General features: G+C 70.7%; 20 protein-coding genes, 1 tRNA gene and 1 pseudogene. 13 read left to right on the forward strand and 9 right to left on the reverse strand.

Annotation, left to right across the window (positions count from 1 at the left end; translation table 11 throughout):
* Positions 1-69: 69 nt before the first annotated feature.
* Positions 70-828 carry a DUF2625 family protein gene (locus K4G22_RS15855; protein ID WP_228080885.1) on the reverse strand — a complete coding sequence of 253 codons (759 nt, stop codon included), beginning with the start codon at positions 826-828 and terminating at the stop codon, positions 70-72.
* A 239-nt stretch (positions 829-1,067) separates the two neighbouring features.
* Between K4G22_RS15855 and K4G22_RS15860 the strand changes: the two genes are divergently transcribed.
* The 4 genes from K4G22_RS15860 to K4G22_RS15875 all read left to right on the forward strand — a co-directional run bounded on the left by K4G22_RS15860 (position 1,068) and on the right by K4G22_RS15875 (position 5,851).
* Positions 1,068-2,339, forward strand: coding sequence for an aspartate kinase (locus K4G22_RS15860; protein WP_228080886.1), 1,272 nt, complete (start codon positions 1,068-1,070; stop codon positions 2,337-2,339).
* A 429-nt stretch (positions 2,340-2,768) separates the two neighbouring features.
* Complete coding sequence (locus tag K4G22_RS15865; protein ID WP_228080887.1) at positions 2,769-3,398, forward strand: SigE family RNA polymerase sigma factor; 630 nt, start codon at positions 2,769-2,771, stop codon at positions 3,396-3,398.
* Positions 3,395-4,876: a hypothetical protein gene (locus K4G22_RS15870; RefSeq protein WP_228080888.1), complete on the forward strand. Its 1,482-nt coding sequence runs from the start codon at positions 3,395-3,397 to the stop codon at positions 4,874-4,876. The genes K4G22_RS15865 and K4G22_RS15870 overlap by 4 nt, the downstream gene beginning before the upstream one ends.
* 96 nt (positions 4,877-4,972) lie before the next feature.
* The gene (locus K4G22_RS15875) at positions 4,973-5,851 is read left to right on the forward strand and encodes an SURF1 family protein (RefSeq protein ID WP_228080889.1); all 879 of its coding nucleotides are present in this window, start codon (positions 4,973-4,975) and stop codon (positions 5,849-5,851) included.
* Here the strand turns inward: K4G22_RS15875 and K4G22_RS15880 are convergent.
* From K4G22_RS15880 to sp36, 3 genes are all read right to left on the reverse strand, one after another.
* On the reverse strand, positions 5,802-7,649 hold the full coding sequence (locus K4G22_RS15880; protein WP_228080890.1) for a S9 family peptidase: 1,848 nt from the start codon (positions 7,647-7,649) through the stop codon (positions 5,802-5,804). The two genes, K4G22_RS15875 and K4G22_RS15880, sit on opposite strands and share 50 nt — an antisense overlap.
* A gap of 111 nt (positions 7,650-7,760) precedes the next feature.
* Complete coding sequence (locus K4G22_RS15885) at positions 7,761-8,228, reverse strand: RidA family protein (RefSeq protein WP_228080891.1); 468 nt, start codon at positions 8,226-8,228, stop codon at positions 7,761-7,763.
* Entirely contained in the window at positions 8,225-8,383 is a 159-nt protein-coding gene (gene sp36, locus K4G22_RS15890; protein ID WP_228080892.1) for a Sp36 family protein, read from the reverse strand. The genes K4G22_RS15885 and sp36 overlap by 4 nt, the downstream gene beginning before the upstream one ends.
* On the opposite strand from sp36, the gene bagA reads away from it, so the two are divergent.
* The gene (bagA, locus tag K4G22_RS15895) at positions 8,342-9,433 is read left to right on the forward strand and encodes an ATPase BagA (protein ID WP_265590233.1); all 1,092 of its coding nucleotides are present in this window, start codon (positions 8,342-8,344) and stop codon (positions 9,431-9,433) included. The genes sp36 and bagA overlap by 42 nt on opposite strands.
* A gap of 55 nt (positions 9,434-9,488) precedes the next feature.
* The gene (bagB, locus tag K4G22_RS15900; RefSeq protein WP_228080894.1) at positions 9,489-10,859 is read left to right on the forward strand and encodes an ArsA family ATPase; all 1,371 of its coding nucleotides are present in this window, start codon (positions 9,489-9,491) and stop codon (positions 10,857-10,859) included.
* A 259-nt stretch (positions 10,860-11,118) separates the two neighbouring features.
* Here the strand turns inward: bagB and K4G22_RS15905 are convergent, their stop codons facing one another.
* Entirely contained in the window at positions 11,119-11,472 is a 354-nt protein-coding gene (locus K4G22_RS15905) for a WhiB family transcriptional regulator (RefSeq protein ID WP_228080895.1), read from the reverse strand.
* Positions 11,473-11,821: 349 nt separating this feature from the next.
* Between K4G22_RS15905 and K4G22_RS15910 the strand changes: the two genes are divergently transcribed.
* The gene (locus K4G22_RS15910) at positions 11,822-14,134 is read left to right on the forward strand and encodes a transglycosylase domain-containing protein (protein ID WP_228080896.1); all 2,313 of its coding nucleotides are present in this window, start codon (positions 11,822-11,824) and stop codon (positions 14,132-14,134) included.
* 118 nt (positions 14,135-14,252) lie between these two features.
* On the opposite strand, the gene K4G22_RS15915 is transcribed toward K4G22_RS15910, so the two are convergent.
* The gene (locus tag K4G22_RS15915) at positions 14,253-14,717 is read right to left on the reverse strand and encodes a GatB/YqeY domain-containing protein (protein WP_228080897.1); all 465 of its coding nucleotides are present in this window, start codon (positions 14,715-14,717) and stop codon (positions 14,253-14,255) included.
* Between the two features lie 59 nt (positions 14,718-14,776).
* On the opposite strand from K4G22_RS15915, the gene K4G22_RS15920 reads away from it, so the two are divergent.
* Entirely contained in the window at positions 14,777-15,718 is a 942-nt protein-coding gene (locus K4G22_RS15920; RefSeq protein ID WP_228080898.1) for a metallophosphoesterase, read from the forward strand.
* A 44-nt stretch (positions 15,719-15,762) separates the two neighbouring features.
* A tRNA-Pro gene (locus K4G22_RS15925) sits at positions 15,763-15,836 on the forward strand.
* Between the two features lie 164 nt (positions 15,837-16,000).
* On the opposite strand, the pseudogene K4G22_RS15930 reads toward K4G22_RS15925, so the two are convergent.
* Positions 16,001-16,859, reverse strand: a pseudogene (locus K4G22_RS15930) (IS5 family transposase).
* 1,028 nt (positions 16,860-17,887) lie between these two features.
* Between K4G22_RS15930 and K4G22_RS15935 the strand changes: the two are divergent.
* Both K4G22_RS15935 and K4G22_RS15940 read left to right on the forward strand, forming a co-directional pair.
* Complete coding sequence (locus K4G22_RS15935) at positions 17,888-18,076, forward strand: GIY-YIG nuclease family protein (RefSeq protein ID WP_228080899.1); 189 nt, start codon at positions 17,888-17,890, stop codon at positions 18,074-18,076.
* Between the two features lies 1 nt (position 18,077).
* The gene (locus K4G22_RS15940; protein WP_228080900.1) at positions 18,078-18,401 is read left to right on the forward strand and encodes a hypothetical protein; all 324 of its coding nucleotides are present in this window, start codon (positions 18,078-18,080) and stop codon (positions 18,399-18,401) included.
* A gap of 469 nt (positions 18,402-18,870) precedes the next feature.
* On the opposite strand, the gene K4G22_RS15945 is transcribed toward K4G22_RS15940, so the two are convergent.
* Positions 18,871-19,083, reverse strand: coding sequence for a hypothetical protein (locus tag K4G22_RS15945; protein ID WP_228080901.1), 213 nt, complete (start codon positions 19,081-19,083; stop codon positions 18,871-18,873).
* Between the two features lie 578 nt (positions 19,084-19,661).
* On the opposite strand from K4G22_RS15945, the gene K4G22_RS15950 reads away from it, so the two are divergent.
* Entirely contained in the window at positions 19,662-19,895 is a 234-nt protein-coding gene (locus tag K4G22_RS15950; RefSeq protein ID WP_228080902.1) for a hypothetical protein, read from the forward strand.
* Positions 19,896-20,136: 241 nt separating this feature from the next.
* Here the strand turns inward: K4G22_RS15950 and K4G22_RS15955 are convergent, their stop codons facing one another.
* The gene (locus K4G22_RS15955; RefSeq protein WP_228080903.1) at positions 20,137-20,283 is read right to left on the reverse strand and encodes a hypothetical protein; all 147 of its coding nucleotides are present in this window, start codon (positions 20,281-20,283) and stop codon (positions 20,137-20,139) included.
* On the opposite strand from K4G22_RS15955, the gene K4G22_RS15960 reads away from it, so the two are divergent.
* Positions 20,264-21,277: an AraC family transcriptional regulator gene (locus K4G22_RS15960; protein WP_228080904.1), complete on the forward strand. Its 1,014-nt coding sequence runs from the start codon at positions 20,264-20,266 to the stop codon at positions 21,275-21,277. The two genes, K4G22_RS15955 and K4G22_RS15960, sit on opposite strands and share 20 nt — an antisense overlap.

The following is a 21,277-nucleotide window of genomic DNA, read 5'->3' on the forward strand; positions in this document are numbered from 1 at the left end:
ATATGCCCGGATGCGTCCCCTGCCCAGACGGGCGGCGGAAAGGGGGGCGGGGCCCCGCCCCCGCCGCGCTCAGTCCAGCCCCTCCGTGCGGCCGATGAAGCCCGGGTCGGCGTTCGTCAGTTGCCGGGCGTACCGGTGGTGGAGCCCCAGCAGCTCGGCCATGGGGACGGGCCGCCGCGCGGTGGAGGCCAGGTCCCGCTGGGCTTCGAGCGACCAGAGCGGTGGCACCAGCGAGACCCCGTCGGTCGCCGTCTCCAGGGCGCCGGTGTCGGCGCGCCAGCCCGGCCAGCGCAGCCTCTGGTAGAAGTCGGTCGTCCCGCCGGAGAGCACCCAGTCGAGCCAGCCCGCGTACGGGAGCTCCAGCGCCTGCCAGCGCAGGGTGTCGGGGGCGAAGTAGATCACCTCGCCCGGCCCTCCGGGGCGGCCGGTCGCGGCCGGGTCGCTCTCGTGGTCGCCGTTGACGGCGAAGGTCCCGCCGAGCACGTCCTGTGCCACGACCAGCCCGGGGCTCGGGCGCCAGTCAGGGGCGAAGTGCTCGGGGAACGCGTTCACCTCGGCGAGTCCCGGCATCCCGCCGGGGTTGCGCGGGGTGGCGCTGCCGAAGACCCGCAGCCAGCCGTCGTCCACCAGCAGGCCGCCGCAGTGCAGGGCGAAGGCGCCCAGGTAGGAGCGGGCGGTCACCTGGAGTTGCAGCAGGGTGGCCCGGCCGAGCGCGGGATCCGCCGGGACGATCTCCACCGGGAGGGGGGCCGAGGACACCTTGCTGACGAGTTCGGGCCAGGCCGGCTCGGACACTTCGGTCAGTTCTTCCAGGCCACGCGCTTCCATATCTGTGCCTTGTCTGTGCCGTGAACGCCTTGGACCGACCACACCATCGTGATCGATTTCCGCCATCTACTGCCGATGTGAGGTCGATTACGTTTCGTGCTTGTTTCGGTGTGTTCCCCCGTCCAGCGGGCAGGGGTCGTCGCTGGACGGGCGGGGTCTTCGCTTCGCTCGGTAGTATTCAGCCGGCCGCAGTCCCCACAGTGACTGCGGAGAGTGACTTACACGAGGAGCGAGCACACGTGGGCCTTGTCGTGCAGAAGTACGGCGGCTCCTCCGTTGCCGATGCCGAAGGTATCAAGCGGGTCGCCAAGCGAATTGTCGAGGCCAAGAAGAACGGCCACCAGGTGGTGGTCGTGGTCTCGGCGATGGGCGATACGACGGACGAGCTGATGGATCTCGCCGCGGAGGTGTCCCCCGTCGCCTCCGGGCGGGAACTGGACATGCTGTTGACCGCCGGGGAACGGATCTCCATGGCCCTGTTGGCGATGGCGATCACATCGTTGGGGCACGAGGCGCAATCGTTCACCGGAAGTCAGGCAGGCGTCATCACCGACGCCGTACACAACAAGGCCCGCATCATCGATGTCACGCCGGGTCGGATCAAGAGTTCGGTCGATCAGGGCAATATCGCGATCGTCGCGGGCTTCCAGGGAGTGTCTCAGGGCAGCAAGGACATCACGACCCTGGGCCGGGGCGGGTCCGACACCACGGCCGTCGCCCTCGCCGCCGCCCTCGACGCCGAGGTGTGTGAGATCTACACCGATGTCGACGGCGTCTTCACCGCCGACCCCCGGGTGGTGAAAAAGGCCAGGAAGATCGACTGGATCTCCTTCGAGGACATGCTGGAACTGGCCAGTTCCGGCTCCAAGGTGCTGCTCCACCGCTGTGTGGAGTATGCCCGCCGTTACAACATCCCGATCCATGTCAGGTCGTCGTTCTCGGGAAAGCCGGGGACATGGGTCGGAAGCCGACAGCAGGAAGGGGAACCGGTGGAGCAGGCAATCATCTCGGGGGTCGCCCACGACACCTCGGAGGCCAAGGTCACCGTGGTGGGCGTGCCCGACAAGCCCGGTGAGGCCGCCAAGATCTTCCGGACCATCGCGGACGCCACCATCAACATCGACATGGTGGTCCAGAACGTCTCGGCCGCGTCCACCGGGTTGACGGACATCTCGTTCACGCTCCCCAAGACGGAGGGCCGCAAGGCCATCGAGGCGCTGGAGCGGCAACGTTCCCTGATCGGCTTCGACGCGCTCCGCTACGACGACCAGATCGCCAAGATCTCGCTGGTCGGCGCCGGGATGAAGACCAACCCCGGAGTCACGGCGACCTTCTTCGAGGCGCTGTCCAACTCGGGGGTCAACATCGAGCTGATCTCGACGTCCGAGATCCGGATCTCGGTGGTCACCCGCGAGGACGACGCCAACTCCGCGGTCCGGGCGGTGCACACCGCCTTCGGTCTCGACAGCGACAGCGACGAGGCCGTGGTCTACGGGGGAACCGGACGCTGAACCGCCCGTACGCCGAACGGTGTCGAACGGTTCCGTCCCTCCCGCGTCCGATCGCGGGCGTCCTCGGTGGTCTCCGGCTCGCCATCCGGTGTCCGCCGCTGATCGGCCGCCCACCGATGGCTAATGAGAGTTGTCCGAGGTTGGTTGGTTGTGAATCTCTCGTGACCAACTCGTAGGCTGGGACGGCTTGCTACGGACCGAGCGCCCGAGAGACGATTTCCTCTCCCCGCACCGCAACACAACACCAGCGGTGCGGGGAGAGTCTTTGGCGCGCCTCTCCATCGGCGCGAGGCACCGACCGGACCAGGGCATCGACGGCAGGGCGGCATAGATGAGGGCAATGCACCCGATACCTATCAGTCTGCCCGCGCCGTACAACCTTCGCGGGGGAGAACGTGTCCAACAGGCGTGGCAGAGGTCCTCGAATTCATGGCAACGCCCGCTCGTCCTTTCCCTCGTCCCAGCTCGGCAGGAGCCGGGAGCGGGGCCGTGACCGCGCCGCTGCCCGCGGCGCGACCGAGTCGCATCCCCGCCGCCGGCGAGGGTGCGGACGACGCGATGGCTGAGGGCACCACCGTTGACTTCCTGACCGAGACCTACCGGGCGCACTACCGCTCGCTCCTCGGCCTGGCCGCGCTGCTGCTCGACGACACGGCGTCCTGTGAGGACGTCGTGCAGGAGGCGTTCATCCGCGTCCACTCGGCCCGCAACCGCGTCCGCGACCCGGACAAGACGCTGGCGTACCTGCGCCAGACCGTGGTCAACCTCTCCCGTTCCGCCCTGCGTCGCCGGATCATCGGCCTGAAGCTGCTCAGCAAGCCGCTCCCCCACATGGCCAGCGCCGAGGAGGGCGCCTACGAGCAGTTGGAGCGCGCCGACCTGATCAAGGCGATGCGCGGACTGCAACGCAGACAGCGCGAGGTGCTCGTACTGCGCTACTTCGCCGACATGTCGGAGGCCGAGGTGGCCAAGGCCCTGGGCATCTCCGCCGGGTCGGTCAAGGCATACGGCTCGCGTGGCATCGCGGCGCTGCGCGTCGCCATGGAGGCCGCCAGATGACACCACACGAGCCCGGTTTCCGGCATCAGCCGGACCGGGCGCCGACGGATGCCCGCGACGAGCCGCCGGGGCGGGGGCACGCCCCCCCGGACGCGCCGCCGGCCCAGCCGGCCGACGGCCACGAACGGGCCGACGCGCGCCCGAAGCCCGGCACGGCGCCGGCCGACGAACAGGCCACGGCCCCGCCCGAGCCGTCGGCCCCACAGGACCTGGTCGACCTCGACCCGCTGGGGTCGATCGAGGAGGAGCGGCTGCGCCTCCTGCTGCACGACGCGGTCAGCGAACTGAAGCCGGACGCGCACGCCCTGGCGACGCTGCACGAGGCGGTGCCGATGCGCCGCAGGCGGCGGCGGCAGATGCTGCTGGGCACGGCGGCGTCGGTGGCGCTGCTGGGGATCGGCGCACCGCTGATGGCCAGCGTGGCCTCCACAGGGGACGGCGACCAGGGCGCCGCCATGGACACCGAGAGCGGCCAGGGCCACCTCGGCGGCTGGACCGAGGACGGCGGCTCCGGCGAGCCGGGCGCGCCCCACCTCACCGGCGGCGGCCTCGGCGAGCAGCACAGCGGCGGCGATCCGGACGACGGCGGCTCCCCGTTCCCCAGCGGCGAGCCGAGCGACAACGGGACGAGCGACTCCCGGGAGACGCTCGGCGTCACCTCGCCCAGCTGCGCCCGCGAGCAACTCGGCCGGGTGGCCACCTGGACGGAGACCCCGGACCAGGAGGGGCGGATCTACGGCCTGATCCGGCTGTCCAACATCTCGTCCGAGCCCTGCCGTGTCACCGGTGAGGGTGAGTTGGCGGTGCTCTCGGACGCCTCGGGAACCACCCGGGTGCGGGTCGTCGACCGCACCGAGGGAGACCGCGCGACCGGCCTGCCGGCGCCGGCCGAGGCACATCCGGAGCTGATCCTGCCGCCGGGCGAGGCGTACGAGGTGCGGTTCGCCTGGGTCCCGGACAACGCGGTGGGCGGCTGCGCGGTCGCGGCCACACCGACCCCTGGCCCCTCCTACACGACGCAGCTGCACCCGGTCGACCCGGAGGGCTCGGCCAGCGGCGGCGACGGCACGGGCTCGGGACCGGCCGGATCCGAGGGGGCCGGCGGGCCCGACGGCTCCGACGGCTCGAACAACGGCAACGGCAACGGCGGCGGCGGGAACGGCAACTCGGGCAACGACGGCGGCAACGGCGGGAACGGCGGCAGCGGGGACGCCGGCGCCGGCGGCGACGAGAACGGCGGCACCGACGAGGGCGCGGTCGGCGACGGCGGCTCCTCCTCCCCGGGCGAGGGCGACGGGGGCGCCAGCGGCGACACCGGCACCTCACCGCCGATCGAGGGCGGCGGCAGCGAGGGCGACGGCGTGGTCCTGCGCTACACCCCCGAGGCGGGGGAGCCGGAGGCGGCCAGGATCCAGCTGGACGGAGCCTGCTCGGGCACGATCTACCGCACCGGCGTGCTGACCGCGGCGGCCAGCTGAGCGGCCGGGAGCGCGGGCGGCGCCGAGGGCCCGTACGCCTGGCCGCCGGCCGCCCCGGCGCACGGCCCGGCGACCAGCGGAAGTACCGTTGACCCCGTGTACCGGTTTCTGCTGACTCCTCGCTGGTGGACGATCAACATCTTCGTGATGCTCGCCGTTCCCATCTGCCTGATCGCCGGCATCTGGCAGCTGGGGCGGTTCGAGAGCCAGGTGGATTCGCACCGCGAGCAGCAGAAGCTGGCCGAGGGGACGGGCGAGGTGCGGCCCGTGGGCGAGTTGCTGCCGCTGACCACCGAGACGGTGGGCCGGCAGGCCGAGGCCACCGGCACCTTCGATCCGGAGCACCAACTGCTGGTGCCGGAGCGGATGATCGAGGGGCGGCGCGGCTTCCTCGTGCTGACGCCGCTGCTGCCCGCCGACGGCTCGCCCGCCGTGCCGGTGGTGCGCGGCTGGCTGCCGGGGGCGGCCGATCCGGCGGCCGGACCGGAGCCGCCGGCCGGGGAGGTGACCGTCGTCGGGGCCCTCCAGGCCGCGGAGTCGCCGAGCAAGGTCAGCGGCAAGACCGAGGGCCTCGCCGCCGGCGAGCTGGGCGTGATCGGCGCCGCCTCGTTGATCAACATCCTGCCCTACCCGGTCGAGGACTCCTGGATCACCGTGCGGGAGCCCGAGGCCCCGCTGGTGGCGGTGCCGGCGACGGCGCCCGCCGGGACGAGCCTGGACCTGGACGCGTTCCAGAACCTCGGCTACACCGCCGAGTGGTTCGTCTTCGCCGGCTTCACGCTCTTCATGTGGTTCCGCTTCTTCCGTCGCGAGGTGGAGACGCTGCGCGACGCCGAGCTGGGGCTGACCGACGACGGCCCGGCCACGGCGGCCGGCCCCGGGGCTCCCGGGGGTCCCAGGAGCCCCGAGGGCCCGGAGCGGCCGGCTAGCGAGCAGCCGCCCGACCGCCAGGCAGATGATCTCGCGCGAACCTGATCTCCTGCGCCACCTGCTTGATCCGCTCCTCCACCACCAGCGATCCGTGCCCCGCGTCATAGCGGTACACCTCGTGCGGGTGGCCGCGCTCCGTCAGCCGCTCCACGTAGTTCTCGATCTGACGGATCGGGCAGCGCGGGTCGTTGAGCCCCGCCGAGACATAGACCGGGGCCCGCACATCGTCCACATAGGTGATCGGCGAGGACGCCGCCCAGCGCTCGGGCACCTCGTCGGGGGAGCCGCCGAGCAGCGTGCGGTCCATCGCCTTGAGCGCCTCCATCTCGTCCTCGTAGGCCGCGACATAGTCGGCGACCGGAACGGCGGCGACGCCGACCGCCCAGCTCTTCGGCTGGGTGCCGATGCCGAGGAGGGTGAGATAGCCGCCCCAGGAGCCGCCGGTGAGCACCAGACGCTCCGGATCGGCCAGCCCCGAGGCGACGGCCCACTCCCTGACGGCGGCGATGTCCTCCAGCTCGATCAGGCCGACCCGGTGCTTGAGCGCGTCCGTCCAGGCGCGGCCATAGCCCGTGGAGCCCCGGTAGTTGACCCTGACCACCGCGAAACCGTGATCCACCCAGGCCGCCATCGCGGCGGCGAACGCGTCGCTGTCGTGCGCCGTGGGGCCGCCATGGATGTCGAACACCGTGGGGAACGGGCCCTCGCCCGGCGGCTGTTGCACCAGCGCGTGGACCTTGCCCCCCGGGCCCTCGACCCAGGCGTCCGTCACCGGCACCGACCTCGGCGCCTTGATGCCGGGCGGATCGAGCACCGTCCGCCCCGTCGTCGACCGCACCTGGGGCGGCTCGGCGGCCGACGACCAGAGGAACTCCACCTCGCCGTCCGGGCGGGCTGCGGCGCCTGAGATGGTGCCGGCCGGGGTGTCGAGGCGGGTCGACTCGCCGGCCGCCAGGTCGTAGCGGTACAGCTCGTCGCGGGCCTGATAGCTGTGCGAGACCAGCAGCGCCGAGCCGTCCGGATACCACTCGGCGTGCAGATCGCCTGGCAGCCCCAGGGAGAGCTCCCGCTGCTCGCCGGTGAGCGGATCCCACAGCAGGGGCTCCCAACGGCCGTGCCGCTGATGGCCGACGAGCAGCCGGCTGTCGCCCGCCAGCGGCGCGAAGCCCAACGCGGAGAGGCCCGACTCGACCGTGCCGCCCGCCGTGTCGTCCAACTCGGCGACGGGGGAGCCGTCCAGCCGGGTCACCCGCAGCGCCGAGTGCATGGCGTCGCCGTGCTCGGTGTGCTCGATGGCCAACAGCGAGGCGTCGTAGGAGAGGGAACCGACGCCGGCGGACTGCCGGTGGCGGTAGATCTCGGTGGGCTCGGCGGCGCCGGGAAGCCGCACATGGAGGGTGGTGCCCTCCTCCTCCGTGTCGCGCCCGACCACCACCGTGCCGTCGCGGCCGAGGGCGAGGCCGCTCGGGTAGGCGGCGGCGAGCCCGGCGACGGCCGGCTCGTCGGGGCCGCCCTGGAACGGCTGCCGGCGCCAGACGCCGAACTCGTCGCCGTCCGTGTCGTCGAACCACCAGATCCACTCGCCGTCCGGCGAAAGACCGCCGGAGACCGTGCCGTTGGGCCGGTCGGTGGCCTGCCGCCGCGCGCCGGTGGCGCGGTCCCAGGCGTACAGCTCGAAGGTGCCGGTGGCGTCGGAGACGAAGAGCGAGCGCTCGGGCGCCTCGCGGGCCCAGCGCGGCAGGCTCACCCGGGGCGCCCTGAACCGCAGCTCCCAGTCGGGGACTTCGGACGGGACGGCGGAGATGGGCTCGTTCGCGGGGTCCTCGGGCACGGAATCAGTCATGCGATCAGTTGTACCCGAAGGCACCGGCAGCGCGCGGCGCCGCCGGCGCCCCGGGGCACACCGAGGCGAAGCGGAACGTCAGCCCGTGGCGCCCCGGCCGGCGCCGACGGCTCAGCCGGCGATCAGCTCGACCTGCACCTCGACCTCGACCGGCGCGTCCAGCGGCAGCACCGCCACCCCGACCGCGCTGCGGGCGTGCCGGCCGCGCTCGCCGAAGACCTCCCCCAGCAGCTCGCTGGCGCCGTTGATCACCTGCGGCTGCCCCGTGAACCCGGGGGCGGAGGCCACAAAGCCCAGCACCTTGACCACCCTGGCCACCCGGTCCAGATCGCCGACCACCGACTTCACCGCGGCGAGGGCGTTGAGCGCGCAGATCCGCGCCATGTCCTTGGCCTGCTCGGGCGTGACCTCGGCGCCGACCTTCCCCGCCACCGGCAGCTCGCCGTCGACCAGCGGCACCTGCCCCGAGGTGAACACGTAGTCGCCGCTGGTCACGGCCGGCACATAGGCGGCCACCGGCGGAACCACCGGCGGCAGCGCGAGACCGAGACCCGCCAGCCTCTCCTCGACCCCGCTCACGCCTGCTTCTCACGCTTGAGGTAGGCCACCAGCTGCTCCGAGTTGGGCCCTGGCACGACCTGCACCAACTCCCAGCCGTCCTCGCCCCAGTTGTCCAGAATCTGCTTGGTCGCGTGGACCAGGAGCGGCACCGTCACGTATTCCCACTTCTTCATGGCCGACACTCTAGCCACCGCCACCGACAACAGCCCCGCGAACGGGTTCCCCGAGCGGGCACGCCACCTCGGGTCGCTAGGCTCGCCGACGTGACCCCAGAACGCAGACTGCATGTGGTCAGCGGGAAGGGCGGCACGGGGAAGACCACCGTCGCCGCCGCGCTCGCGCTCGCGCTGGCCGACGAGGGGCGGCGCACGCTGCTCGTCGAGGTCGAGGGCCGTCAGGGCATCGCCCAGCTCTTCGAGACCGAGGCACTGCCCTACGAGGAACGCCGCATCGCCATCGGCCCCGGTGGTGGCGAGGTGTACGCGCTGGCCATCGACGCCGAACGCGCCCTGCTCGACTACCTCCAGATGTTCTACAAGCTGGGCGGCGCCGGCCGGGCGCTGCGCCGGATCGGCGCCATCGACTTCGCCACCACCATCGCCCCGGGGCTGCGCGACGTGCTGCTCACCGGCAAGGCGTGCGAGGCGGCCAGGCGGCGCGGGCCCGACGGCGGCTTCGTGTACGACGCGGTGGTGATGGACGCCCCGCCGACCGGTCGGATCACCCGGTTCCTCGGCGTCAACCACGAGATCGCCGGGCTGGCCAGGATGGGGCCCATCCACCACCAGGCGCAGGCCGTGATGCGGGTGCTGAAGTCGGCCGAGACCGCCGTCCATCTGGTGACCCTGCTGGAGGAGATGCCGGTCCAGGAGACCGCCGACGGCATCGCCGAGCTGCGCGCCGCGGAGCTCCCGGTCGGCGCCGTGGTCGTCAACATGGTCCGCCCGCCGACGCCGGTCCAGGCGCGCGCCCCAGCGGATGTCGACCGGGACGCGCTGGCCGGCTCGCTGCGCGCCGCCGGGCTGCGCGACGCGGAGCGTCTGGTCGGACCGCTGCTCGCCGAGGGCGCGGCGCAGGCCGAGCGGCTGGCCCTGGAGGCGGGCCAGCGCGCCGAGTTGGCCGACCTGGGCCTGCCGGTGCGCGAGCTGCCGCTGCTCGTGGACGGCGCGGATCTGGCCGGCCTCTACCGACAGGCCCGTCGCCTGCGGGAACACCCGTGGTGACCTGGCCCAGGGCCCGCCGGGCCCCCAGCGGTGCGCCGAGTGGAGGAGGAGCCCGATGAACCCGACGAAGAGCGGCCCGACGGGCCAGGACGCCCTGGTCGCCGACGTTCCGCCGCTGACCCTCGATCCGCTGCTGGACAAGGCGGAGACCCGCATCGTGGTCTGCTGCGGCTCGGGCGGCGTCGGCAAGACCACCACGGCCGCCGCCCTCGGCCTGCGCGCGGCCGAACGGGGCCGGCGCGTCGTCGTGTTGACGATCGATCCCGCGCGGCGCCTGGCCCAGTCGATGGGGCTCGCCGAGCTGGACAACGTGCCGCGCCGGGTGCCGGGCATCGACGGGGCGGCGGGCGGCGAGCTGTTCGCCATGATGCTGGACATGAAGCGCACCTTCGACGAGACCGTCGAGGCGCACGCCGAACCGGCCAGGGCCCGCGCCATTCTGGAGAACCCCTTCTACCAGTCCCTCTCCGCGGGCTTCGCCGGCACCCAGGAGTACATGGCGATGGAGAAGCTGGGCCAGCTGGTGGCCAGGGACGAGTGGGACCTGATCGTCGTCGACACGCCGCCGAGCCGCTCGGCGCTCGACTTCCTGGACGCGCCCCAGCGGCTCGGCTCGTTCCTGGACGGACGGTTCATCCGGGTCCTGATGGGCCCGGCGAAGGCCGGCGGTCGCGCCGGGCGCAAGGTGATGGACCTGGGCCTCGCCGGCCTGTCCCGCTTCACCGGAGCCATCGACAAGGTGGTGGGGGCCGGCCTGGTCCGCGACGTGCAGACCTTCGTCGCCGCGCTGGACACCACCTTCGGCGGCTTCCGGAGTCGCGCGGACGCGACATACCAGCTGCTACAGGCGCCGGGGACCGCGTTCCTCGTGGTGGCGGCCCCCGAGCGGGACGCGCTGCGCGAGGCGGCCTACTTCGTCGAGCGGCTGGCCGCCGACCGCATGCCGCTGGCCGGTCTGGTGCTCAACCGGGTCCACACCTCGGACGCCGCCGGGCTGAGCGCCGAACGCGCGCTGGCCGCCGCGGAGTTGCTGGAGGCCGGCGACGGGGGGACGGCGGGCTCCGAGGCCGGGGGCCGGGCGGCAAAGAATCTTGGTTCCGACGGCATGGCGGATGATCCGACCGGGCAGACAGAGACCGGGCCGACAAACACATCCGGCCCTGAGCTGGCTCAGCCGCCCAGCCGTCGCTCTCCCGAAGCGCACTCCCCCCGGCGCTCCTCCTCGACGGCGCCCCCCGCCGACGCCGTGGCCGCCGGCCTGCTGCGGGTCCACGCCGAGCACATGCGCCAGTTGGCGCGCGAAAGCCGCACGCGGGCGCGCTTCACCGCGCTGCACCCGGAGGTGCCCGTGGCCGAGGTGGCGGCGCTGCCGGGCGATGTCCACGATCTGGCGGGGCTGCGCGCCATAGGCGATCTCCTGGGCTGACGCAGGGCGCGAAGCAGCCCCGAATGAACCCCGACCCGGCGCCCCGAGGAGTGTGGGTGCCATGCCGAACGCAATCGTCGGCTTTACCTGACCCACCCCACCTGACCCACCCCAGGCGTCACTCGCGTTTCCCGCGTGCCAACAGTTCCTTACGGCGAATGGGCGGGATCACACATTACTGAACGGAACGCGCAAGAGCTGAACACGCAAACGCACATTCGCGCCTATCCGCTCCCGCTCTCGCCACCCCCATCGTTGGTTATCCCACGTTGGCCCACTCCTCGAAGGGCTCGTCGAAGGCGTCCTCGTAGCGAGCGCCCTGGCTGTACCGCACGCTGCGCTCGTACTCCGTGCGCGCGGTCTCCAGCAGGCGGCGCCACGAGGTGACCGTGGGGCGCCGGCGCAGCAGCGCACGCCGCTCGCGCTCCGTCATGCCACCCCACACGCCGAACTCCACGCGGTTGTCCAACGCGTCGGCGAGACACTCGGTGCGCACCGGACAACCGGTGCAGACCACCTTGGCGCGGTTCTGCGCCGCACCCTGAACGAACAACTCATCCGGATCTGTTGTGCGACAGGCCGCCTGCGCACTCCAGTCGGTAACCCAGCCCATGCCGGTGCCGTCCTCTCCCGAATCGAGGCTCCCCCACGGCGGCAAGTGGCATATTCACCCTTGCCAGTTGAGGACGTTACGGAAGGCTGCCAGACCACAACACCCCCAGTGGGTCTAATCTTGAATGGCCCGATCGGACTATGGGAAGCCTGAAGTCACTCGACTGGGTGAATGTTCAGAGCGGCAGGTCAGGGCACCGGAGAGAGATGTGGAGATGCGGCACAACCTCTTTGCGATGTCACCCCTACGGGTGAAGCCGCGCTTGACTGGTGGCGCTTTGTGTGAGCTGTAAGAAGCCTAGGCGAACACCCGGGGCCCTGTCCGGCGTTTGAGAACGTAGGCTGGCCCCATGGGTAGGAAGCGTCCAGGTGGCGGGCTGAGCGCGATTCAGCAGGTGGCCAAGTTCCTCGGAGTCAGCGTGCTGGCCGGAGGCGTGCTCGCGGGGCTCGCCCTGCCGGCCGTCGGAGCCCTGGGCCTCGCCGCCCGTGGCACCGCGGAGGGGTTCGACGAGATCCCCGCCATGATGAAGCGCCCGCCGCTGAGCCAGAAGACCACCATTCTGGACGCCGAGGGCAACAAGATCGCCGACGTCTACTTCAGGGACCGCACGGTGGTCCCCTTCGACGCCATGGCGGAGGATCTGCGGAACGCCATCGTCGCCATCGAGGACGCCCGCTTCTACGAGCACGGCGCCGTCGATCTGCGCGGCATCCTGCGGGCCCTCAACCGGAACCTGGAGTCGGGCGGCGTCTCCGAGGGCGCCTCGACGCTCACTCAGCAGTATGTGAAGAACGTCTTCGTCGAGGCCGCCGGCGAGGACGCGGAGGCGGTCGCCGAGGCGACCACGCAGTCGGGCGCCGCCGGCCTCGGGCGCAAGATCCGCGAGATGAAGTACGCCATACAGCTCGAACAGGAGCTGTCCAAGGACCAGATCCTGGAGAACTACCTCAACATCACGTACTTCGGCCAGCAGGCGTACGGCGTCGAGGCCGCCGCCCAGCGGTACTTCTCCAAGTCCGCCGCCGATCTCGCCCTGCACGAGGCCGCGCTGCTGGCCGGTCTGGTCCAGTCGCCCAGCCAGTACGACCCGGTCCACAACGAGCAGGCCGCGATAGAGCGACGCAACACCGTGCTCAACCGCATGCTTGAGGTCGGGGACATCACGGAGGCCGAGGCCGAGGAGGCGCAGGCGGCCGACCTCGGCCTGGCCGTCAGCGAGGCCCGCAACGGCTGCATCACCGCCACCAACGAGGCCGGCTTCTTCTGCGAGTACGTCCACCAGGAGTTCCTCAAGAACCCGGTCTTCGGCGAGACCAGCGAGGAGCGCCAGGCCCAGTGGGCGCTCGGCGGCATGACCATCAGGACCACGCTGCGGCCCCAGGCCCAGCAGGCGGCGGCCCAGGCCGCGCGGGACGGCGCGAGCGCGTCCGAGCCGGTCACGGCGGCCGTCGTCCAGGTCGAGCCCGGCTCCGGTCATATCGTCTCCATGGCGCAGAGCCGCCCCTATGGGCACGGCGAGAACGAGACCAGCATCAACCTCAATGTCTCGTCCAACATGGGCGGCACCGCCTACGGCTTCCAGCCGGGCTCGACGTTCAAGCCGTTCACCGCCGCGGCGGCCCTCGAACGGGGCATCTCCCCGGCGCAGACCTATGAGACCGACCACGAGATCACGCTGCCGATGGCCGACTTCCGCGACTGCGACGGGGTGCCGCGCGGGTCCGCCGACGAGACCGAGTGGACGCTGAAGAACGAGCGCGAGGACGAAGAGGGCGAATGGGATATGACCGACGCGCTCGGTCAGTCCATCAACACCTACTTCGCCGAGCTGGAGCGCGAGGCCGGCCTCTGCGAGACCATCACCATGGCCGCCAGGCTCGGCGTCGAGCGCGGCAGCGACGAGCCGCTTGAGGCCAACCCCTCCGTCACCCTCGGCGGCCAGGAGACCACGCCGCTGATGATGGCCAGCGCCTACGCGGCCTTCGCCAACGAGGGCACCTACTGCGAGCCGATCTCCATCACCGGCGTGACCAACGCGGACGGCGAGGAGCTGAGCGTTCCCGGCTCCGAGTGCACCCAGGTCATGGGGGCCCAGACCGCCCAGACCATCAACATGATGCTGCGCGGTGTGATCGAGGACGGCACCGGCCAGGCCGTGGGCCTCACCGACCGCGACAACGCCGGGAAGACCGGCACCACCGACGAGCGGAAGAACGTCTGGTTCGTCGGCTACACACCGCAGCTCGCCACCGCGGTCCGGGTCGGCGGCGACCAGACGTTGATGCCGATGGAGAACATCACGATCGGCGGACAGTACTTCGAGCGGGCCAGCGGCGCCGGCGTCGCCGGGCCCATCTGGCGACAGGCGATGACGGGCGCCCTCGAAGGCGTCCCGGCCACCAACTTCACCCAGGTCGACGTGCCACGGGCGGACGACGGGGACGACGAGGACGAGGACGACGACCGCGACCGCGACCGGGGCCGCGACCGGAACAGGGACCGCGATCGCGATCGGGACGACGACCGCCCGGAGAACCGGCTCACCCCGGCCCCGGGGGACGACGGCAACAACGCGGGCCTGCCCGAGCTGCCGGACGACTGGGCCGACTTCGACCTGCCGCCCGGCACCTTCAGGGACGGCGTCGGCACCGAACGAGACTGACCGCGCCCCCCTCGCCGGAGACACCACAGCGGGGCGCCCCGACCTACCGGCCGGGGCGCCCCGCTGTGCTTGTCATGACGCGACTGTTCCCGTCACGGCACGGCAGGCCGGGCGACGTTCAGCCGGCCAGGGTCCTCTTCACCGCGGCGGCCACCCGGCCGCCCTCGGCCAGCCCGGCGACCTTCGGGTTCACGATCTTCATCACCGCGCCCATGGCCCGGGGCCCCTCGGCGCCCTGCGCCCTGGCCTCGGCGACGGCCTCCTCGACCAGCGACGTCAGCTCCTCGTCGGTCAGCTGCTTGGGCAGGTACTCGGCCAGGACCTCGCCCTCGGCCCGCTCCCGATCCGCCCGGTCGGCGCGGCCTCCCTTGTCGAAGGCCTCGGCCGCCTCGCGACGCTTCTTCGCCTCGCGCGCGAGCACCTTCCGCACCTCGTCGTCGGAGAGTTCACGGGCGGTCTTGCCCGAGACCTCCTCCGTGGTGATCGCGGTCAGCGCCATCCGAAGAGTCGCGGACCGCAGCTCGTCGCGTTCCTTGATCGCTGCCGTCAGATCGCCCCGCAGCCGGGACTTGAACGTGGTCATGCCGACCATTGTGACAGCCGTGCCGCGAGTGGCCCCAGGGCTCTGCGACCATGGGGTGCATGCGCGCGCGATACCGCATCCCCCTGAACGCAGCCCTCGCCGTCACCGCCCTCTCCGCCGGCACCCTCGTCTACGCCGCCGGCTTCGAGGCGCGCTCCTTCCGACTGCGCCGCGTCACCGTTCCCGTCCTGCCGCCCGGCGCCCGTCCGTTGCGGGTCCTCCAGGTCTCCGACATCCACATGGTCTCCGGGCAGAACAAGAAACGCCGTTGGCTCCAGTCCCTGGCCGGCCTCCGGCCCGATCTGGTGATCAACACCGGGGACAACCTCTCCGACCCCGAAGCCGTCCCCGAGGCGCTGGACGCCCTCGGGCCGCTGCTGGAGTTCCCGGGCGCCTATGTCTTCGGCTCCAACGACTACTACGCGCCGCGCCTGCGCAACCCGGGCCGCTACCTGGCCGAACGCGTCTCGGGACGCCATGGCCTCAACGGGAACACCCCGGGCCAGAACGTCCCGCGCAACCCGTGGTGGCTGCTGCGCGACGCCTTCGACGACGCGGGCTGGGTCAACCTCACCAACACCCGCGGCCATGTCAAGACGGCCGGCACGGAGATCGCCCTCACCGGTCTTGACGACCCGCACATCAAGCGGGACCGCTACGCGGAGGTCGCCGGCGGCCCCGAGAAGGACGCCGACCTCTCCCTCGCGGTGGTCCACGCCCCCTACCTCCGCGTGCTGGACTCCTTCACCGCCGACGGCTACCCCCTGATCCTCGCCGGCCACACCCACGGCGGCCAACTCTGCGTCCCCTTCTACGGCGCGCTGGTCACCAACTGCGACCTGGACACCGACCGCGTCAAGGGCCTCTCCCACCACGAGACCGCCGGCAACCGCTCCTACCTCCACGTCTCCGCGGGCTGCGGCACCAACCGCTACACCCCCGTCCGCATCGCCTGCCCCCCCGAGGCGACCCTGCTCACCCTCACCCCCACCCCAACCTGATTTCGTGAACGCCCGCTGGTCAGCTAAAGTAGTTCACGCTCCACCGGGGTGTGGCGCAGCTTGGCAGCGCGCTTCGTTCGGGACGAAGAGGTCGTGGGTTCAAATCCCGCCACCCCGACGGTAGAGGTACAGGTCAGGCCCGGTACTGAGAGATCAGTACCGGGCCTGATGTGTGTTGGGGGGCCAGTTTGGGAGCCATCTGGGAGCCGACTTCGTGGGAGCGGCTCCCCTGCGGGCCTGCTTCCACGCACGTCCGCGACTCCTAGGGGGCGTCTTCAATAGTCAGATCCAGAGCAGGATTGAGGCGATGGTGAGGGCGGCCTGGTAGGATTCGCGGGTCTTGTCGTAGCGGGTGGCCAGTCCACGCCAGTGCTTGAGGCGGTTGAAGCAGCGCTCGACGACGTTGCGGCGGCGGTAGGCGGACCGGTCGAAGCCGGGTGGCCGTCCGCCGCGTGTGCCGCGGTTCAGCCGGCCCAGGGCCTGGTCAACGCGTTCGGGGATCGTGTGCGGGATGCCGCGCCTGCGCAGGTAGGAACGGATCTTTCGGGAGCTGTATCCCTTGTCCGCGAGCACGTGTTCGGGCGTGGTCCGCGGACGCCCGGGCCCGATCCTGGGCAGGTTGATCGAGTCCATCACCTGCTCGAAACGGGTGTAGTCGTTTGCGTTGCCGCCCGAGAGGACGAAGCCGAGAGGGCGGCCGAGTCCGTCGCAGGCGAGGTGGACTTTGGTGCTCAGCCCACCTCGGGATCGGCCGAGGGCGTGATCACCCGCTTCGTCCCGGTCGACCGCCCCTTTTTACCGCCGGCGGCGTGCTGGTGGGCTCGCACGATGGTGGAGTCGACCGACACCAGCCACTGGATATCCCCAGCCGCGTCCTTCTCTGCCTGGATGGCCCGCAGCATGCGCGAGAAAGTGCCGTCCAGGGCCCACCTGCGGAAACGCGTGTACAAGGTCTGCCAGGAGCCGTACTGTTCCGGCACATCACGCCAGGCCGACCGGTCCGCAGCTTCCACACAATCCCGTTCAGCACCACCCGGTCGTCCGAACGGGGCCGTCCCGCAGTCCCCGAACTCGGCAGCAACCGCGACAACACAGCCCACTCAGCATCCGAAAGCTCATGACGACGCACCACGACAAGCATGATCCCTCATCACTTGATCACCTTTGAAGACGACCCCTAGCGCAACAAGGCAGGGAATCCAACGGAGGGGAACGAATGACTCAAGGGGAGCTGGTTCCGCGCGGACCACGCACGATGGTCTTGCAAAGGACATCGACGGGACGCAGATCGAGCCTGACCGATACGCGCTCGCGCTCGCGCTACGCGAGCTGGCTCAGTGTTTGGTGGTGCCCCTCGGCCGTTACTCCGTACGTGTTCCCTGGGACCGCTCGACGCTTTCTCGGTACTTCAGCGGCGCCCTGGTCCCGCCCGCGGAGTTCGTCGAGCAGCTCATTGACGACGGCAACCGAGAGACGGGCACCGAGCTGACCTTGGCCGCCCGGGACACAGTACGCATGCTGCACCCGGACCGCCCTGCGCGTCACAAGTCCCCACTCCGCCGACCTGCAGGATCTACGGGACAAGCTCGCGGAGGCCGACCGGGAAAGCCGTCATCTGCACCAAGAGGCGCGGCTCCTTTGTGAGATGGTCTGCAGCGCGTATGAGCATCTCGATGAGCAACAGGCCCGGCTGCGTCAGCTGGAACAGGCTGGCGCGGCCACCCGGCTCGCACCCGCGCCGAACTAGACCAGCGGACCGCGGACTTCGATTCCCTGCGAGCCGAGCGGGACGAGCTCCAGGAGACACTGATCCGGCTGACAGCAGAGCTGGCGGAAGCCGAACGTCGCGTGCGCGAGGCCGAGGCGGATGTGGACACCTTCACGAATACGGCGACCTCGGAGGCCACTATCAGCCCGGGGGTGAGCGTCCACCTCGGCATCACCCGGGAGGCCGGGGTCCGACTCGCGCGGACTCTCGACGAGCAAGTGCCACTGGCTCTAGCCGAGGCGCACCTGCGGAAGGTACTTGGCCGGTCGGGGATCTATCAGCTCCTTCGCGGTGGCCCAAGCCAGCCAAAGGAGCGCATGTACGTGGGGAAGGCTGACCGCGCAGTGCCGCAGCGATTGGACTTCGCCCGTCTGAGGATCCTGGGCCGCAAGTAGATCTCGTTGGACGACATGTACTTCACGTACGTCTACGTCGAGGATGACTTGCCTTCAGTCGCCCCCAAGAACCTCGTCATCAAGCACCTGGAGGAAGAGCGCGGCGTCAGCCTCCTGTGGAACCACAACGGATTCAGCAACAACGATCCAGGGCGCAGGCGGGGCCAGGCACAGCTACAACCCCCAGCACTTTGACGTGGCCCACCCCATCGACCTGGACTGGTCGCTCCATCACGACGGGCGCAGGCAGTTGTTGTCTCCAAGGGACTTTGCCGCCTACTTTAAGGTAGAGCTGCCCTACGCCTTCAGGCAGGCGTTGGAACGCCCCCGGGCCGAGGATGTCTCGCTAGAGATCCCCAAAGGTCATCTGGGCCCCGACATAGCCTTCCGGCTCCTTGCGCGGAATATGGCCGAATCCTGGCAGAGCAGCGCGCTCAAGGGGCGCGTGATCCTCTACAAGAAACACGACTACCCCAACGCCCTCCGCTACTATCGCGGCGAGAATGTGTCGGACGCGTAGCGGCATGACCGAACAAGAAGAGGGTGTCCACTGGTCTCAGTTCTGGTCTCATTCACCCCCGTCCGGGACCGTACAGACCAAGCCACCCCGAACGCTCTGCCGCAAGTAAGGACTCCCACGGATCGCTCCGGATCCCCAGACGAGAACTTGAAAAGCGTGTTCGGTTCACGCCCTCACGAGTTCGAATCTCGCATCCTCCGCCCAGCCTTCACCGGGCTGTCACGATGCCCCTACCGGCTCGCCGGTCGGGGCATCGTCGGTGCCTCTCGGGCAGATCCCCAGCCTGTGTGCGTGGGTTTCGACACAGTCGCTCACCGCGCCGCGAACCGGAAGGCTGATCGCCCATCTCTGCAGCGCCTGCCGGAGCCAACGAGAACACCCCGCCCGCGTGGACTGGTTCGCTGGAGCGCGCTTCAGCAGCGCGGTCGGCCGTCCCGGACTCATCCAGGCGCCTTCGTCGGTCTCCCGTTCAGCGCGCGCTCCCGCCCGTCCGGTGTCGGTGTCGGTGGAAGGGGGGGAGGCGGGTGACGGGGGAGAGGGCGAGAGGGAGCAGGACGGTGGCGGAGGTGATGGCTGCCACGGTGAGCGCGTGCTGGGCGCCCAGGCGGCCGGAGAGCAGGCCGGCGGAGAGGCCGCCGAGGGCGCCGCCGCCGAAGAGCGGGGTGCGGAAGGCCGCCGTCATTCGGTCCATCAGGTACCGGGGGTGCTCGCCTGGCGCACGCTGACGATGATGACGCCAGCGATGCCGAGGCCGAGGTGGCTGTTGAAGAAGGAGAGGACGAACATCCCCACCATCACCGGTCGGGGCCCGGTGGCCAGGACGATCAGCGTCGGGCCGACGAGGATGGCCGACTGGACGACGAGGTAGACGAGGCCGAGCCGCCACGTCGGTCGCCGAGGGACTCATGCCCATCTTGGCGCTGGCCTCGACATAGTGTCTGGGGTCGCGGACCAGGGTGGTTACATGTGACATCCAGCTCACGTCAACAGCACCGAGGCGACGCTGACGGCGCAGGCGATCGTCAGGAGCGAGCAGTGATCATGTGACTGGTAGTTGTGCTGATGAGCCTGACTCGCCTCCTGACTGACGTCTTGGACTGTCCTGTTTGGGACTTGTCGGCTCGTCGGCGGGAGCACCGTGCCTGCGGCCGGACGGGCGTTTGTGACTTCACAGGAGCTTGGTCCAGAAGCCCCGTCACTGTCTTGTCCACCCGCCCGACCCGCGTGTGCCGCCCTCGGTACGGACTCGCAAGGACGGACATGACCAGCATGACGCACGACAGCCCGCAGATCACCGGCAGAGTCGACACCCACGGCCTCACCCACCACGTGGCCGTGATCGACTCTCTCGGCCGGCCCCTGGTCAAGCAGGCCGCCCCGGAACTGCTCGCGCTGTTCGGTGTCGGCCCCGAGACCGCCGGCCAACTGCTGGCCTCAGCCGGGGCAACCCAGAGCGCATGCGCTCGGAGGCCCCGGCAACCGCCTCATAGCTGAAGCCGCCGAACAGCCCCGCCATGGACCGCGGATCGGCCGGCACCGACCGCGACTGCTCGTCCTCCTCCAGATGCCGGTACCCGCCCCCGAACCCGACAAAGAACCGCCGCATCAGCCGAACCGCACCACAGACCCGGCTCGCCCGCCGTCACACCGGCCAGAGGCACGGTAGCGAGACCTCGCTCACGGCACACAACAACGCCCTTGCCAGGGAGGACATTTGATGGCCGCACAGCTCCTGTCACAAGCAGCGCGCCTCTCCCCCCGGGTCGAGGTCCGCCAGTGCGGCACCCAACCGGCGGGCGCCCTCCGCCAGTTCCACCTGGTCGGCGGTGGCGGCGAAGCGAGGCGCGAAGGAGACGTGGCCGATGGCACAGCTCAGCGTCACCACGGGCGACCTGAGCAGGCTGACGACGCTCGTGCGCAGCAGCGATCTCGAAGAGACCCAGGAGATCATCAGCCACGCCTACAGCCCGTACCAGCTGGACTGCCTGGGCGATCCGGACGAGTTCTCCGCCTGGTACGCGGAGAGCGGCTTCCCGGGGATCACCGTCTCCGGGCTGAGCTACGGACGCCGGGGCGGCCGGGCGGAGACCCTGATCCGACCGCAGCCGCTCGGCAGCTACCTGCTGGTCTGCGAGGTCACCCACGGCCGGGTGACGGTGAGCTCCCCCGGCCGGGAGGAGTACCGGGTGGGCCCGGGCGAGACCTATGTCCTCGACCCCTACCGCGGCTTCCAGGTGCACTGGTCGCCCGGCGCGCGGATGTTCACGGTGCGGCTCGACCGCGAGGTCGTGGAGCGGGCGGCGGCCGACTCCCTCGGCGTCGACGGGCCCGTCCGGGCCAGGTTCGCGCTGGGGAAGGCCATCTCACCGCAGGCGGCCCGCAGCTGGTCCACCATCTCGGGCGCGGTACGCCAGGAGGTGCTCGGCGACGGCGTCGCCCGCACCAACCCCCTGGTCGCCACCCAGCTCACCCAGGCCACGGCCAGCCTGCTCGTCGCGACCCAGCCACTGATCACCCGGGGCGTCCACGCGCGACGCGGCGGCACCGTCTCCCATGCGGCGCTGCGCCGCGCCATGAAGCTGATCGAGGAACACCCCGACCACCCCCACACCCTCACCGACCTGGCCACGGCGGCCCGCGTCAGCCCCCGCGCCCTCCAGGAGGCGTTCCGCGCCCATCTGGACACCACCCCCCTCGGCTACCTCCGCGAGGTCCGCCTCCGCCACGCCCACCAGGACCTCCTGACCGCCGCCAGCGACCGCTCCGCCACCGTCTCCGACATCGCCCACCACTGGGGCTTCTCCAACCTCGGCCGCTTCGCCGCCCAATACCGCCAACGCTACGGCCACCCCCCATCCGAAACCCTGACCGGCTGA

Origin of the sequence: Streptomyces profundus, from assembly GCF_020740535.1 — a bacterium.
GTDB lineage: Bacteria > Actinomycetota > Actinomycetes > Streptomycetales > Streptomycetaceae > Streptomyces > Streptomyces profundus.